Annotated in this window: 14 protein-coding genes; 10 read left to right on the top strand and 4 right to left on the bottom strand. The window is 69.6% G+C overall.

Features of this window, described 5'->3' with window-relative positions:
* Window positions 1-6: 6 nt before the first annotated feature.
* Complete coding sequence (locus ABLG96_RS18960) at window positions 7-540, bottom strand: phospholipase A2 (RefSeq protein WP_353648872.1); 534 nt, start codon at window positions 538-540, stop codon at window positions 7-9.
* 129 nt (window positions 541-669) lie between these two features.
* On the opposite strand from ABLG96_RS18960, the gene ABLG96_RS18955 reads away from it, so the two are divergent.
* The 6 genes from ABLG96_RS18955 to ABLG96_RS18930 all read left to right on the top strand — a co-directional run bounded on the left by ABLG96_RS18955 (window position 670) and on the right by ABLG96_RS18930 (window position 6888).
* Complete coding sequence (locus ABLG96_RS18955; RefSeq protein ID WP_353648871.1) at window positions 670-1362, top strand: hypothetical protein; 693 nt, start codon at window positions 670-672, stop codon at window positions 1360-1362.
* A gap of 219 nt (window positions 1363-1581) precedes the next feature.
* Window positions 1582-1830, top strand: a complete 249-nt coding sequence (purS, locus tag ABLG96_RS18950) for a phosphoribosylformylglycinamidine synthase subunit PurS (RefSeq protein ID WP_353648870.1) — start codon at window positions 1582-1584, stop codon at window positions 1828-1830.
* Window positions 1827-2528: a phosphoribosylformylglycinamidine synthase subunit PurQ gene (purQ, locus tag ABLG96_RS18945; RefSeq protein ID WP_353648869.1), complete on the top strand. Its 702-nt coding sequence runs from the start codon at window positions 1827-1829 to the stop codon at window positions 2526-2528. The genes purS and purQ overlap by 4 nt, the downstream gene beginning before the upstream one ends.
* The gene (gene purL / locus ABLG96_RS18940; RefSeq protein ID WP_353648868.1) at window positions 2525-4828 is read left to right on the top strand and encodes a phosphoribosylformylglycinamidine synthase subunit PurL; all 2304 of its coding nucleotides are present in this window, start codon (window positions 2525-2527) and stop codon (window positions 4826-4828) included. The genes purQ and purL overlap by 4 nt, the downstream gene beginning before the upstream one ends.
* Entirely contained in the window at window positions 4828-5646 is an 819-nt protein-coding gene (locus ABLG96_RS18935; RefSeq protein WP_353648867.1) for a copper homeostasis protein CutC, read from the top strand. Before purL ends, ABLG96_RS18935 begins: the two co-directional genes overlap by 1 nt.
* A 27-nt stretch (window positions 5647-5673) precedes the next feature.
* Window positions 5674-6888 (top strand): SLC13 family permease, encoded by a 1215-nt coding sequence (locus ABLG96_RS18930; protein ID WP_353648866.1) that lies wholly within the window; start codon window positions 5674-5676, stop codon window positions 6886-6888.
* Between the two features lie 172 nt (window positions 6889-7060).
* On the opposite strand, the gene ABLG96_RS18925 is transcribed toward ABLG96_RS18930, so the two are convergent.
* A complete protein-coding gene (locus ABLG96_RS18925; RefSeq protein WP_353648865.1) occupies window positions 7061-7696 on the bottom strand; it encodes an alpha/beta hydrolase in 636 nt (211 codons plus the stop codon).
* A gap of 352 nt (window positions 7697-8048) precedes the next feature.
* Between ABLG96_RS18925 and ABLG96_RS18920 the strand changes: the two genes are divergently transcribed.
* On the top strand, window positions 8049-8357 hold the full coding sequence (locus tag ABLG96_RS18920) for a sterol carrier family protein (protein ID WP_353651588.1): 309 nt from the start codon (window positions 8049-8051) through the stop codon (window positions 8355-8357).
* A gap of 129 nt (window positions 8358-8486) precedes the next feature.
* Here the strand turns inward: ABLG96_RS18920 and ABLG96_RS18915 are convergent, their stop codons facing one another.
* Window positions 8487-8942 carry a pilus assembly protein CpaE gene (locus ABLG96_RS18915; RefSeq protein WP_353648864.1) on the bottom strand — a complete coding sequence of 152 codons (456 nt, stop codon included), beginning with the start codon at window positions 8940-8942 and terminating at the stop codon, window positions 8487-8489.
* Between the two features lie 92 nt (window positions 8943-9034).
* Here ABLG96_RS18915 and ABLG96_RS18910 point away from each other — a divergent pair, with 92 nt between their 5' ends.
* From ABLG96_RS18910 to purM, 3 genes are all read left to right on the top strand, one after another.
* Window positions 9035-9817 carry a VOC family protein gene (locus ABLG96_RS18910; protein ID WP_353648863.1) on the top strand — a complete coding sequence of 261 codons (783 nt, stop codon included), beginning with the start codon at window positions 9035-9037 and terminating at the stop codon, window positions 9815-9817.
* Window positions 9818-9998: 181 nt separating this feature from the next.
* Window positions 9999-11585: an amidophosphoribosyltransferase gene (purF, locus tag ABLG96_RS18905; protein ID WP_353651587.1), complete on the top strand. Its 1587-nt coding sequence runs from the start codon at window positions 9999-10001 to the stop codon at window positions 11583-11585.
* Window positions 11582-12664, top strand: coding sequence for a phosphoribosylformylglycinamidine cyclo-ligase (gene purM, locus ABLG96_RS18900; RefSeq protein ID WP_353648862.1), 1083 nt, complete (start codon window positions 11582-11584; stop codon window positions 12662-12664). The genes purF and purM overlap by 4 nt, the downstream gene beginning before the upstream one ends.
* Window positions 12665-12900: 236 nt before the next feature.
* Here purM and ABLG96_RS18895 read toward each other — a convergent pair whose 3' ends face one another.
* Window positions 12901-13143 (bottom strand): hypothetical protein, encoded by a 243-nt coding sequence (locus tag ABLG96_RS18895; RefSeq protein WP_353648861.1) that lies wholly within the window; start codon window positions 13141-13143, stop codon window positions 12901-12903.
* Between the last annotated feature and the right edge of the window lie 164 nt (window positions 13144-13307).

The raw sequence follows: 13307 nt of genomic DNA, 5'->3' as shown, positions 1-13307 counted from the left end.
AACGGATCAGCCGAAGAATGCCTTGCCGCCCGCCTTGTCCACCGCGGTGTAGAAGGTCCTTGCCGCGACCTTGCAGGCGCCGGTGGTGATCGGGTTGCCGTACTTCTGATCGCACTGGATCTTCATGTTCGAGTAGAAGCGGGAGTCGATCGCATGCTTGCGCGCGCTGGTCGGGTCGAACTTCGGGTGCACGCCCGGCGTCGTGGTGTTCTTGCCGTAGTTGCGGTAACCGAAATCGTGCCGGTCGCAGGACTTCTCGAAGACGCTGCCGTAGGCCCTGAGCACTCCGTACAGCGCCGGGCTGGCGGCGATGATGTAGGCCGGCACGCTACAGCCGTCGTTGGTGAAGTTGAGCGCGGTCGGGTACTTCGCCTTGACCTTGCCGTAGTTCGATCCGCCGACGACCTCGTTGACGACGGTGTCGGCTGCGGCCTTGAGGGTCGCGCGGGACGGTGCGGCGGAGGCGGTCCCGGCGGTGCCGAGGATCAACGTCGTCGCCAGCGAACCGGCGGCGAGGGAACGCAGGAGCAGTGTCTTCATGGCAGTCCTCTTCGGTGGGGTTCCGGCAGCCCGGGGGGTGCGTCGACAATGACTGATGGTTCGCCCGGGCGGGAGAGCTCCGGCCGATAAGTAAGTTACTTTTGGGGCCCCGGGCGAAGGGAGCCGACAATGGTGCGGCGCACGGCGGAGGAGACCCGCGAGCTGTTGATCGACACGGGCATCGAGCTCCTGCACGAGCGGGGTCCGTCCGCAGCCGTCCGGCACATCCGATTGCGGGATGTGCTGGATCGCGCCGACCTCACCACCGGCGCTGCCTACCGCATCTGGGACGACCAGGACGCCTACCACCGCGAGCTGGCCATCGCTGCCGTCCGTTGGCGGGACCGGACGTCGACCGCCGACACCATCGCCACCGTCCTCCCCGGCCTGGCGGCCGGAGTGAGCTGGCGGGAGATCGTCCGTCGGGGGTGCGAGGTCAACCTGTGGCGCTATCCGGACCACATCGGCTTTCTGACCATGCTCGCCCTGCGGGCCAGTGCCTACGGTGACGAGCAGCTGACGGCCGCGAGCCGGGAGCGGCACCACGAGGCGGTCGGCGCCTATGCCGCGGTCTACGACCAGGTGATCCGTGCCGTCGGCCGAGTGTTCCGGCCGGGGTTCACCGTCGATGACGCGGCGGCCGCGATGGCCGCGCTGTCGGAGGGCTTCGGGGTGCAGGGGTGCACCGGGGAGCCGCATCCGCGCAAGGCGTTGGACGCCGATGCCGCCGGCCCCGGTGATGTCGACTGGACGCTGCTCGGGGTCTGCGCGGTGGCCATCTTCGACCACATGACCGAGCCGGCCGACGCCGCAACGGGCTGATCCGCACGTTTTCGACGGCTCGCAGGTGATTCCGACCCGTGACGGGTCGGGATCCGCGACGAGCCGTCGATTGCGTGCAGCGTTTCTCCGGCCTCGTCGATCGGGCGCGTGACGGAGGCGATATCCGCGGACGCAGCAGGTCGGTCGGGAGGGCGCCGGTGGGCGACTAAACTGGAGCTGCCAGTCAACCGCTCTCCTCGCTGATCAGGAGCCCCGATCGTGGCCCGTGTGGCAGTCGATGTCGTCATCAAACCCGAGATCCTCGATCCGCAGGGCAAGGCGATCCTCGCCGCGCTCGGCCGGCTCGGACACCCGGGGATCACCTCGGTCCGTCAGGGCAAGCACTTCGAGCTGGAGGTCGACGACTCCGTCTCGGACGCCGACCTCGAGCAGATCGCCGGCGCCGTGCTGGCCAACCATGTGATCGAGGAGTGGACCGTCACCCGGCTCGACGTGGCCGGCGCATGACGATCCGGATCGGCGTCATCACCTTCCCCGGAACGCTCGACGACGTCGATGCGCAGCGCGCCGTCCGCTACGCGGGCGCCGAGGCCGTCCCGCTCTGGCACGCCGACGCCGAACTGCAGCAGGTCGACGCGGTGGTGATCCCCGGCGGGTTCTCCTACGGCGACTACCTGCGGGCCGGTGCCATCGCCGCCCAGGCCACGGTGATGCGTTCGGTGATCGACGCGGCGCGCGCCGGGATGCCGGTGTTGGGGATCTGCAACGGATTCCAGGTGCTGTGCGAGGCCGGCCTGCTGCCCGGAGCGCTGATGCGCAATGCCGGACTGAAGTTCGTCTGCCGCGACCAGCAGCTGCGCGCCGAGTCGATCGACTCTGTGTGGATGTCCGGTTACCAGCAGGGCCAGCAGATCGTCATCCCGATGAAGAACGCCGAGGGTCGGTACGTCGCGCTCGACGACGATCTCCGGCGACTGGAGGGTGAGGGCCAGGTGGTGTTGCGCTACACCGGATCTGCTCCTGCGCAAGGCAATCCCAACGGCTCCCTCGACGACATCGCCGGCATCCGCTCGGCCGACGGGCGGGTCGTCGGTCTGATGCCGCACCCCGAACACGCCATCGACGAGCTGACCGGACCGGGTCTGGACGGCCTGACGATGTTCACCGCCATGATCGCCGCCGGATCGAAAGTGATTGCCCTGTGACTCATCCGCCACAGCAGGACACCGTCGATCGGGCGGCCGCGTCCCCCGAGGACGCCCAGCCCTACCGTGAACTCGGCCTCAAGGACGACGAGTACTCCCGCGTCCGGGAGATCCTCGGTCGTCGTCCCACCGATGCAGAGCTTGCGATGTACTCGGTGATGTGGTCGGAGCACTGCAGTTACAAATCGTCCAAGGTGCACCTGAAGTATTTCGGGGAGACCACCACAGACGAGATGCGCAGCAAGATGCTGGCCGGCATCGGCGAGAACGCCGGCGTGGTGGATGTCGGTGACGGCTGGGCGGTGACCTTCAAGGTCGAATCCCACAACCACCCGTCGTTCGTCGAGCCCTACCAGGGTGCGGCCACCGGGGTCGGCGGCATCGTCCGCGACATCCTCGCGATGGGTGCCCGGCCGGTCGCCGTGATGGACCAGCTGCGGTTCGGACCAGCCGATGCGCCGGACTCGCAGCGTGTTGTCCCAGGCATCGTCGCCGGGGTCGCCGGCTACGGCGATTCACTGGGTCTGCCGAACATCGGCGGCGAGGTCGTCTTCGACGCCAGCTTCGCCGGAAACCCGTTGGTGAACGCAGGTTCCATCGGGGTGCTGCGCGCCGCCGACATGTACACCGCGCACGCCTCGGGCACCGGCAACAAGGTGATCCTCTATGGCTCGGCCACCGGGCTGGACGGCATCGGTGGTGTCTCTGTGCTCGCCTCCGAGACGTTCGCGGGCGACGAGCAGGGTGCCGGCAGAAAGAAACTGCCCAGCGTGCAGGTCGGCGATCCGTTCGCCGAGAAGGTGCTCATCGAGTGCACCCTCGAGGTGTTCGCCGCGGATCTCGTCGTCGGCATCCAGGACCTCGGTGGCGCCGGATTGTCCTGTGCCACTTCGGAACTCGCCTCTGCAGGGGACGGGGGTATGCACATCGATCTCGACCAGGTCCCGCGTCGCGCCGAGGGGATGACGGCCGCCGAGGTGCTCTCCAGCGAATCGCAGGAGCGGATGTGCGCGGTCGTCGAACCGTCCAAGGTCGAGGCCTTCCTGGCCGTCTGCGCCAAGTGGGAGGTGCAGGCCGCGGTGATCGGCGAGGTGACCGACGGCGACCGGCTGGTGATCACTTCCCGGGGCGAGGTCGTCGTCGATGTACCACCGCGGACAGTCGCCCACGAGGGTCCGGTGTACGAGCGTCCGATCGTCCGCCCTGACTTCCAGGATGCGTTGCAGGCCAACACTTCTCGATCTCTGGCTCGGCCGTCGACCGAGCAGCTCGGTGAGGTGATCACGGCCGTGGCCGCGTCGCCGAACCAATGCTCCAAGGAGTGGGTCACCAATCAGTACGACCGCTACGTGCGTGGCAACACCGTGCTGGCGCAACCCGCAGACGCGGGCATCGTCCGGGTGGACGAGTCGTCCACCCGCGGGGTCGCGATGGCGACCGACTGCAATTCCCGGTTCGTCGCCCTCGACCCGTACGTCGGCGCGCAGCTGGCACTCGCCGAGGCCTACCGCAACGTCGCGACCAGCGGGGCCGCACCGTTGGCCGTCACCGACTGCCTGAACTTCGGCTCACCCGAGGATCCGGGCGTGATGTGGCAGTTCGAGCAGGCGGTGCACGGCATCGCCGACGGTTGCCGCGAGCTCGGAATCCCGGTCACCGGTGGCAATGTGAGCTTCTACAACCAGACCGGCACGACGGCCATCCTGCCGACGCCGGTGGTCGGGGTGCTCGGTGTGATCGACGACGTCAATGCCAGGATCCCGTTCGGCCGGGCCGAGCCGGGCGACAAGATCCTGTTGCTCGGCGAGACCCACGACGAGCTCGACGGGTCCGCCTGGGCGCAGGTCGTGCACGACCACCTCGGTGGGTTGCCGCCGCAGGTCGACCTGCAGGCCGAGAAGCGACTCGCGGACGTGCTGATCGCGGCGGCAGTGGGGTCGCTGGTGACGGGAGCCCACGACCTGTCCGACGGCGGTCTCTCACAGGCCCTGGTGGAGCTGTGCGTCGCCGGTCGCAGGTCCACCGGACTGTCGGTACGGCTGCCCAGCGGCGATCCGTTCGTCGCGCTGTTCTCCGAGTCGGCCGCCAGGGCCGTGGTCACCGTGGCGCAGGGAGACCTGGACCCGTTCGTCGCGCTGTGCCGCGCACACGGGCAGAGCGTGGTCGAGATCGGCGCCGTCAGCGCAGCGTCCGAGGATCCCGAGTTGCTGATCTCCAGCGGCCACGGCCTCGTCGCCCAACTATCGGTGGCCGACCTGTCGGCCGCGTTCCACGGAACCCTGCCGGCCCTGTTCGGCTGATGGCCACCCCCGGTGCCGGTGTGCTCACCGAGGTCTGCGTCGACTCCGTCGCTGGTGTCCGGATCGCCGCCGCAGCCGGAGCCGACCGGGTGGAGCTGTGCAGCGGGCTCGAGGTCGGCGGTCTGACGCCGTCCGCGGCGTTGATCGAGCATGCCTTGGCCGCGACCGGTGGGTCCGGGCTGGCCGTCCACGTCCTGATCCGTCCGCGATCCGGTGACTTCCGGTACTCGATCGACGAGATCCGATGTATGGAACGCGATGTCACGGTCGCCGTCGAGCTGGGCGCGCACGGAGTGGTGATCGGCGCGCTGAACGTCGACGGTTCCGTCGATCTGGACGTCACGAGCCGACTGATGGCCGTGGCGCGCGCCGCCGGCCGCGCGGCGGCCGTCGCGCACCCGAGACGGTCGTCGCGGGTCGGCGTGACGTTCCATCGGGCGTTCGATCTGACCGCGGACCCGTTCGCTGCGTTGGAAGCTGTGCGGCGGTGCGGGATCGAGCGGATCCTCACCAGTGGTCAAGCTGCCGGAGCGGCTGCGGGGGCGGTATTGCTCCGTAAGCTGGTCTCCGCAGCTGGATCCGGCAGGACGCCGATCGCGATCCTCGCCGGCGGTGGCATCGGTGCCGACACCGTGGCGGAACTGATCCGCACCACCGGCGTTCGCGAGGTGCACTTCTCCGGCAAACGGCTGGTGCGCTCCACGATGCAGTTAGTACCCGAAGGGGTGAGCATGGGCGCGGCGGACTCCTTCGATCGCATGGCCACTGATCCCGACTTGGTCCGCGCCACGATCGCTGCCGCCCGTTCGGCAGGCTGAGTCGATGACGATACGCCGGGTGGCTGCATGCCCGCGGGCTGGCGGCTGCTGCGTGTCCCCACCCGCGGGCCGGCGATGAGGGCAGCGCTGGCCAGGGTGCCGTGGTGGACGGTGCCCGGCGTGCTGGCCGTTCTCGTGGTGGTGGCCGGCTGGCTGCCGCTGCCGGAGTTGCGTACGTTGGCCGGAACGACCGTGCCGGTCCTGGGGTTCGTGCTGGCGGTGACAGTGCTCGCCGGAATGTGCGCCACTGCAGGGCTTTTCGAGGCAGCGGGTGCTCTTGCCGTCCGCCTCGCCCGTGGCTCGAGACTGGCGCTCTGGTCGACGACGGTGGTGTTGGCGACGGTGTGTACGGTCGTGCTCTCGCTCGACACGACGGCTGTCCTGTTGACGCCCGTGGTGATCGCTGCGGGCCGCCGGGCCGGGGTGGCGGTGGCGCCGCTCGCGCTGACCGTGGTGGCGCTGGCCAACACGGCGTCGCTGCTGCTGCCGGTGTCGAACCTGACGAACCTGTTGGCGGAGAACGATTTCAGGGCTGCCGGCCTGTCGTACCTGGCAGTGATGTGGGCGCCGGCACTCGCGGTGCTGCTGGTGACGGTGCTGGTGCTGGCGTTGCTACATCGCCGCTCGCTGGCGGGTCGGTTCGAGGCCGCAGCGCAGGCCGACGTGGCCGACCGGTTCCTGTTGCGCTGGTGCACCGCGGTGATGGTGCTCGTGGCGCTCGGGTTCCTGGCCCAGTTGCCCGCGTGGGCGGTGGCGACCGGCGGCGTGCTCCTGCTGGGCATCGGTCTGCTGGTGCGCTGGACCCCGGTACCGCTGGGGGAGTTCGTCCCGTGGCGGATGCTGATCGCCGTCGCGGGGCTGTTCGTGCTGGTCCAGGCGGCCCAGACGCACGGCCTGCACACGCTGCTCGCCGGCTTCGCCGGATCGGGGGACTCCGGCGGCGCGCTGGCCAGGTTCGCCGCTGCCGGCGCAGTGACCGGCAACGTGATCGACAACCTGCCCGCCTTTCTCGCGCTCGCACCGCTCGCCGACTCGGCCGACCGGCTCGCGACGCTGCTGGTCTCGGTGAACGCCGGACCGATCATCCTGCCCTGGGGTTCGCTCGCCACCCTGCTCTGGTGGCAGCAGGTACGCAGGCACGGCGGCGAGGTCGATCGCTGGTGGACGGTGATCCGTCAGGGCCTGGTCCTGGCTCCCCTCGTGGTCGCGGCCGGCGTGGGTGCGACCCTGCTGGCCCGCTGAGCGCCGGCCCGCTACGCGCTGGCTGGCCCGCTCAGCGCTGGCCCGCCGGCAGCGCATGGCGCTCCTGTCAATGGGGCGGCAGCGCTGCGACGAGGGTGTCGGGCGCACCCGGAGACCTCGGCGCACGCGGGGGGGGCTCAGGTCCTGCCTGACGACAGCTCGAGGCCGAGGCTCAGGAGGAGAGCGCCCAGCGGATCCCGTCCCGAGCCAGTCGGCCCCAGGGCAGGAACGGCTTCAGCATGGGGTGGGTGCCGCCGGGCAGCGGGTGCCACCGGACCGAACCGGGGGTGCGCTTCTCGACCCGGTCACCCCACCGTCGGGTCGCGGCAGGGGAGGTGGTCCGATCGTTTGTGCCGTGCACGAGTGTCACCCTCGTCCCCGGCAGATCGGGGACCGTGGTGACGTGGTCCAGCCACGGAGCCAGCCCGACGAAACCGACCACGGCCGGATCCTCGAGGAAGTGTGTCGACACCCGGCCGCCCATCGAGTGTCCCACCAGCACGATGGGTGTCCCTGGGTAGCGACCGGTCAGGAACTCGAGTGCCCAGCGGGCGTCACGCACGGGGTCACCGCCGCCGTTCCACCCCTTGACAGCATGCTGCAGCCCGACCGTCAGCAGATCCGGGACCGCCTGGCGGATCTGCGGGGTGAGCAGGTACATCCGCAGCACCGGTGCCCACAGCGCCGACACCCGCGCGGAGTTGGTGCCGCCGTCGCCGCCGTGCAGCACGAGGGTGATCGCGGCGGGTTTCCTGCCGCGGCCCGACCACGACCTCAGGACGGCCCCGTCGGCCGAACGTTCTGTCACCCCACCAGTCTGCCCGCATGCAGGCCGGCTCAACCGCGCTCGCCCGGGCCGGCTCTACACCCCCGCCGCATCGGTTCGGCACGGATGCGTCTTCAGCGCTCGATCCGGCGTAAGAACGCCGACCGGATACGCCCAGCTGCGTCAGTGCATCGGATCGGCGCGGATACCTGTTCCCGGGCCTTGTTCGGCGCACTCACGCCGAACCGGCCCGTCGGGGTGGGTGAGTTCGGCGCGGATACCTGTTCCCGGGCTCGGGTCGACGTCATCGCGCCGACGAAGTCCGGGCCGAGTGCGCCGCTACGCTGGGTCCGTGCCGAAAGGGAAGGTCGACCGCGCGGAACTCGAGGTCGTCCTGATCGCGCTGCGCGCCGGCGACACCGGCGTCGGCGAGCGGTCGATGGTGCGGACCACGTTGCGCTGGCTGGCGCAGGAGCATCCCGGCAGGTCGGTGGAGATCCGGGTCCCGCCGCACTCGGCGGTGCAGGCGATCGAGGGGTTGCGGCACACCAGGGGGACGCCCCCGAATGTCATCGAGATGGACGCAGCGACCTGGCTGGCACTGGTCACCGGTGAGCTGGGCTTCGCGCAGGCGGTCGCGGACGGCCGGGTGCATGCCTCCGGAACCAGGGCCGATCTCAGCGAGCTGCTCCCGCTGCACTGAGCGTCCCGGCGCTCCAGCCGTTCGATCGGCACGAACGCGTGTTCCCGGCTTCGGGGAGGCGCAACAACGCCGAACGGGTCGTGGCCCCGGGCGACCGGTGCAGCTGGATCGAGCGTCGGACGCGCGCGGTCAGGCGAAATCGAGCACCGAGAGCAGCGCCGACGCGTAGGCGCTCTCGCAGTCGGTGTCGCGGAACTCGCGCACGTTCTCGTCAGGATCGACGTACCCCTCGGCCAGCTCGCGCTCCGGGATCCCCTGCGGCGCAACGTTCTCCACCGCAACTACCCACTCCTCGCCGTCCCGCCACAGACCGGCGAAGCGGATGCCGAGCTGTTCGCGCAGTTGGCCCTCCCAGGGCAGCCACAGTGCCTCGGTCAGCTCGAGCGAGTCCATCGCCCACTCGGTGGTGCCGTTGAATCCGATCACCCGGCCGCCCGGGAACTCGTGCACGTCGACGACCATCTGGCTGACCACGAAGACGTCGTCATCCATCTCGCGCCCAGGAATCACGAACCGGTCACCGGGGTGCGGATCCCACACCAGACCGGCGGCGAGTAGGCGCTGGGCGAGGGTGACGGTGACCATCGCCCCACCTTTCCAGAGAATTCGGCGATGCGACGAGGTCGCCGTTCACCGCGCCTTCGTCACTCCTGCACCGATCCCGGGAGCGTCGTCGGGTGGTCGAGCAGCGCACCGGCGACAATCGGGCGGTGCTGATCCGCTGGCTGACGGCCTTCCTCGACACCCCGCGCGACGATCCGGCGGACGACCGGGTGGCGGAGTTCTGGTGTGCGGTCACCGGCGGCACGCTGTCGCCCTGGCGAGGTGAGCGATTCGTCACGGTCATCCCGGCCGACGGCGACGCCACACTGCGTCTGCAACGCACTGATGGCGGCGTTCCCGGTGCGCATCTGGATCTGCACGTCGACGATCCGGCCGTCACCGTCAGCACCCTGACCGGCAGCGGGGCCACCGTGCTGCAGAACCGGTTCGACGACGTCACCGTGCTGCGCTCGCCGGCCGGGATCGTGTTCTGCGTCGTCGCAGCGGACGGTGCAGGAACCCGTCCGACCCCGCTGGTCGTCGACGGGGTGAGCTCGACCCTGGACCAGCTGTGTCTGGACATCCCGCACGAGCACTACGACGCGGAGGTCCGCTGGTGGGAGATGGCGACGGGGTGGGATCTGTCGAACGGCTCGCTGCCGGGGTTCCGGGTGCTGGAGCGGCCGGCGCAGGTGGCGCTGCGGATGCTGCTGCAGCGGATCGAGGAGGGGCCCGCGGGGATCCACCTCGACTTCTCGAGCTCCGACCGGCCGGTCACCGTCGAACAGCACGTCCGGCTAGGAGCCACCCGGGTGCGTGACGGAGCTGTCTGGACGGTCCTGGCGGATCCGGCAGCACGGCTGTACTGCATCACCGACCGGGACCCGGCGACCGGTCGTCGACCGTCCCGCGACTGACGGCCCTGCCCGCCCGGCGGGACGGGCAGGAGTGCAGGGAACGCGGCCATCCGGCCGGTAGAGTGGGGCCACGCGGTAGTACCGGACTTCCCCGACCCGCGTGAGGAGAGCGTTCGTGGCCGACAGCCCCGTCACCGACCTGACGAATCTGTACCCGACCCGCCCCGCTTCGGCGCCGAATCTGCTGATCGACCGGCAGCCCGACATTCCCGAGGACGCCCCCCGCGAGGAGTGCGGCGTCTTCGGCGCCTGGGCGCCCGGTGAGGACGTCTCGAAGCTGGCGTACTTCGGGCTCTACGCGTTGCAGCACCGCGGTCAGGAAGCGGCCGGGATCGCCGTCGCCGACGGCCACAAGATCGTCGTGTTCAAGGATCTCGGCCTGGTCTCCCAGGTGTTCGACGAGCAGACCCTCGCGTCACTCAAGGGTCACATCGCAGTCGGTCACTGCCGCTACTCCACCACCGGTGGAGCCAGCTGGGAGAACGCCTCCCCGACGTTCGCCACCACCCCGGTCGGATCCGGGATCGCCATGGGGCACAACGGAAACCTGGTGAACACCGCGGAGCTCGCGAGACTCGCCGGTGCCACCACCAAGGTCGGCCACCGTCCCGATCGTCCCAACTCCACCACCGACTCCGACATCATCTCGCGGCTGCTCGCCGCCGAGTGTGTCGACAAGAGTCTGGAGGCGGCAGCGCTGACGTTGCTGCCGAAACTCAAGGGCGCCTACAGCCTGGTGTTCTGCGACGAGCACACGCTGTACGCGGCGCGGGATCCACAAGGCGTCCACCCGCTGGTGCTGGGCCGGCTCGAGCGCGGCTGGGTCGTCGCGTCGGAGACTGCTGCCCTGGACATCGTCGGCGCTTCGTTCGTCCGTGAGGTCGAGCCGGGTGAGCTGTTGGCCATCGACGCCGACGGGTTGCGCAGCGAGAGCTTCGCTCCCGCGTCACCGAAGGGCTGTGTGTTCGAGTACGTCTACCTGGCCCGACCGGACACCACCATCTCCGGCCGCGGGGTGCACGCGACCCGGGTCGAGATCGGCCGCCGACTGGCCCGTGAGGCGCCGGTCGAGGCGGACCTGGTGATCCCCACTCCGGAGTCAGGGACGCCCGCCGCCATCGGGTATGCCGAAGAATCCGGAATCCCGTACGGCCAGGGCCTGGTCAAGAACGCCTACGTCGGGCGCACCTTCATCCAGCCCAGCCAGACCATCCGGCAACTGGGCATCAGGCTCAAGCTGAACCCGCTGCGGGACGTCATCCGCGGCAAGCGGCTGATCGTCGTCGACGACTCCATCGTCCGCGGCAACACCCAGCGCGCGCTGGTGCGGATGCTGCGGGAGGCCGGGGCCCTCGAGGTGCACGTCCGGATCGCCTCGCCGCCGGTGCGCTGGCCCTGCTACTACGGCATCGACTTCGCCTCCCGCGCCGAGCTGATCGCTGCGGCCGCCGACGTCGAGGAGGTGCGCCGATCGGTGGGTGCCGACTCGCTCGCGTACGTCTCGCTGGAAGCGCTGATCACCGCCACCGAACAGCCGGCCAAGCGGTTGTGTACCGCCTGTTTCACCGGTGAGTACCCGATCCCGATCCCGACCGAGATCGGCAAGCACGTCCTCGAGGGGATTGCCAGGGGTGTCCAGGCGGGAGTGCCGGCCACGCAGGCAGGCGGTTGTGACGGCGGGGAAGACCGAGTCTTGGACGAACTGGCGCGGGAAACCGTCAGCAGTGACGCCGCTCGGGCGTCGAGCGGAACGGGGAACCAGCAGTGACCGAAGCGCGGACATCGTTCGGATCGGGAGCCACCTATGCGGGCTCCGGGGTCTCGATCCAGGCCGGTGAGGACGCGGTCGAGCTGATCAAGCCGTGGGCCGGCAAGACCCGGCGGCCCGAGGTGCTGGACGGACTGGGCGGGTTCGCCTCGCTGTTCCGGCTGCCGATCCACAAGTACCGGGACCCTATCCTGGCTTCCTCGTCGGACGGTGTCGGCACGAAAACCGCTGTGGCCCAAGCGGTCGGCAAGCATGACACGATCGGGATCGACCTTGTTGCCATGGTCGTCGACGACCTCGTCGCCTGTGGTGCGGAGCCGCTGTTCCTGCAGGACTACATCGCCACCGGCAAGATCGTCCCGGAGCGCATCTCGACGATCGTCAGCGGCATCGCCGAGGGCTGCGTCCAGGCCGGTTGCTCGCTGGTCGGCGGCGAGACGGCTGAGCATCCAGGACTGATGGCGGCCGACGACTACGACCTCGCTTCGATGGCGGTGGGCGTGGTCGAGGCCGATGCGATCCTGGGGCCGGACCGGGTCCGTGCGGGCGACGTCGTCATCGGCATGGAGTCCTCCGGGGTGCACTCCAACGGGTTCTCGATGGTGCGGCACGTGCTGCTCGATCTGGCGAGGCTCTCGCTCGACGGGCACGTCGAGGAGTTCGGCCGGACGCTGGGCGAGGAACTGCTGGAGCCGTGCCGGATCTACGCGCTGAGCTGTCTCGCGGTGGCCAGGGACACCGACACCCACGCGTTCGCGCACATCACCGGTGGCGGCCTGGTGAACAACCTGGCCAGGGTGATCCCTGCGGGCCTCACCGCACGGTTGGACCGACGCAGCTGGACACCGTTGCCGGTGTTCAACTACATCGCCGGGCACGGCCGGGTGCCCCGTCCGGAGATGGAGAAGGCGTTCAACATGGGAGTCGGCATGGTCGCGGTGATCCCTGCTGACGACGCCGATCGCGCGATGGCCATCCTGACCGCCAAGCACGTGCCGACATACGCCCTGGGCACCGTCGAGGTGTCGTCCCGGGACGATGCGCGCGTGGTGCTGGAGGGGGACCACCCGCGGTTCTGATCGGGACGGCGAAGCCGAAGCGCGCTGCGAACGCTGGCGAACCGTGCAAACGTCGGCGAACCTTGCAAAACGCTGGCGAACCCTACGAACGCTGACGAACCCTACGAACGCTGGCGAAACGTCACCAGCGTTCTTAGGTTCCACCAGCGTCAGAGGCCCGGGGGCCTCACCGACCGATCGTCGAGACGGCGGCAGGCAAGGTGGCCCGTACTCGCTCGCGAGTAGGGGCTGTCGGGTCAGGGTGTTGGGATGCCCGGGTGCCCCGGCACGTCGCCGGGTGAGGGTTCCACGCCCGGGACGGGAGCGACGTCGGGCACCGGATCGGCATGCTCGGGCCCGGGAACGCCGGGCGGGGAGACATCGGGGTGCCCGGGATCGGGAACCGCCCCGGGGCTGACAGGGGTCACCGGGTCGACACCGGGGTTCTCGTCGGGCAAGGCGCCCTCGCGTCGGTTCGGATCGGGCTGGGAATCAGGCATGGTCATCACGCACCTCCACCTCGTCTGCGGATGGGCGGTTCGCCACGGAACCGCCCAATGTGTTCGGTACCCGGGTGGCGCAGACCACAAACCGGCCGCGGAACATCGCGGCGGACACGAGAAATCCCGCCATCACCCGGTCGGGCGGTGGCGGGATCTGCAGC

Origin of the sequence: Nakamurella sp. A5-74 (assembly GCF_040438885.1) — a bacterium.
Lineage (GTDB): Bacteria > Actinomycetota > Actinomycetes > Mycobacteriales > Nakamurellaceae > Nakamurella.
The sequence above is the reverse complement of the archived record's forward strand: the minus strand, read 5'-3'. Positions and strand labels throughout refer to the sequence as shown.

Coding starts and splice junctions, on each gene's coding strand:
- ABLG96_RS18935 (WP_353648867.1), top strand. CDS start 4,828: ATGGCCACCCCCGGTGCCGGTGTGCTCACCGAGGTCTGCGTCGACTCC.
- ABLG96_RS18955 (WP_353648871.1), top strand. CDS start 670: ATGGTGCGGCGCACGGCGGAGGAGACCCGCGAGCTGTTGATCGACACG.
- ABLG96_RS18915 (WP_353648864.1), bottom strand. CDS start 8,942: ATGGTCACCGTCACCCTCGCCCAGCGCCTACTCGCCGCCGGTCTGGTG.
- ABLG96_RS18895 (WP_353648861.1), bottom strand. CDS start 13,143: ATGCCTGATTCCCAGCCCGATCCGAACCGACGCGAGGGCGCCTTGCCC.
- purQ (WP_353648869.1), top strand. CDS start 1,827: ATGACGATCCGGATCGGCGTCATCACCTTCCCCGGAACGCTCGACGAC.
- ABLG96_RS18930 (WP_353648866.1), top strand. CDS start 5,674: ATGCCCGCGGGCTGGCGGCTGCTGCGTGTCCCCACCCGCGGGCCGGCG.
- ABLG96_RS18960 (WP_353648872.1), bottom strand. CDS start 540: ATGAAGACACTGCTCCTGCGTTCCCTCGCCGCCGGTTCGCTGGCGACG.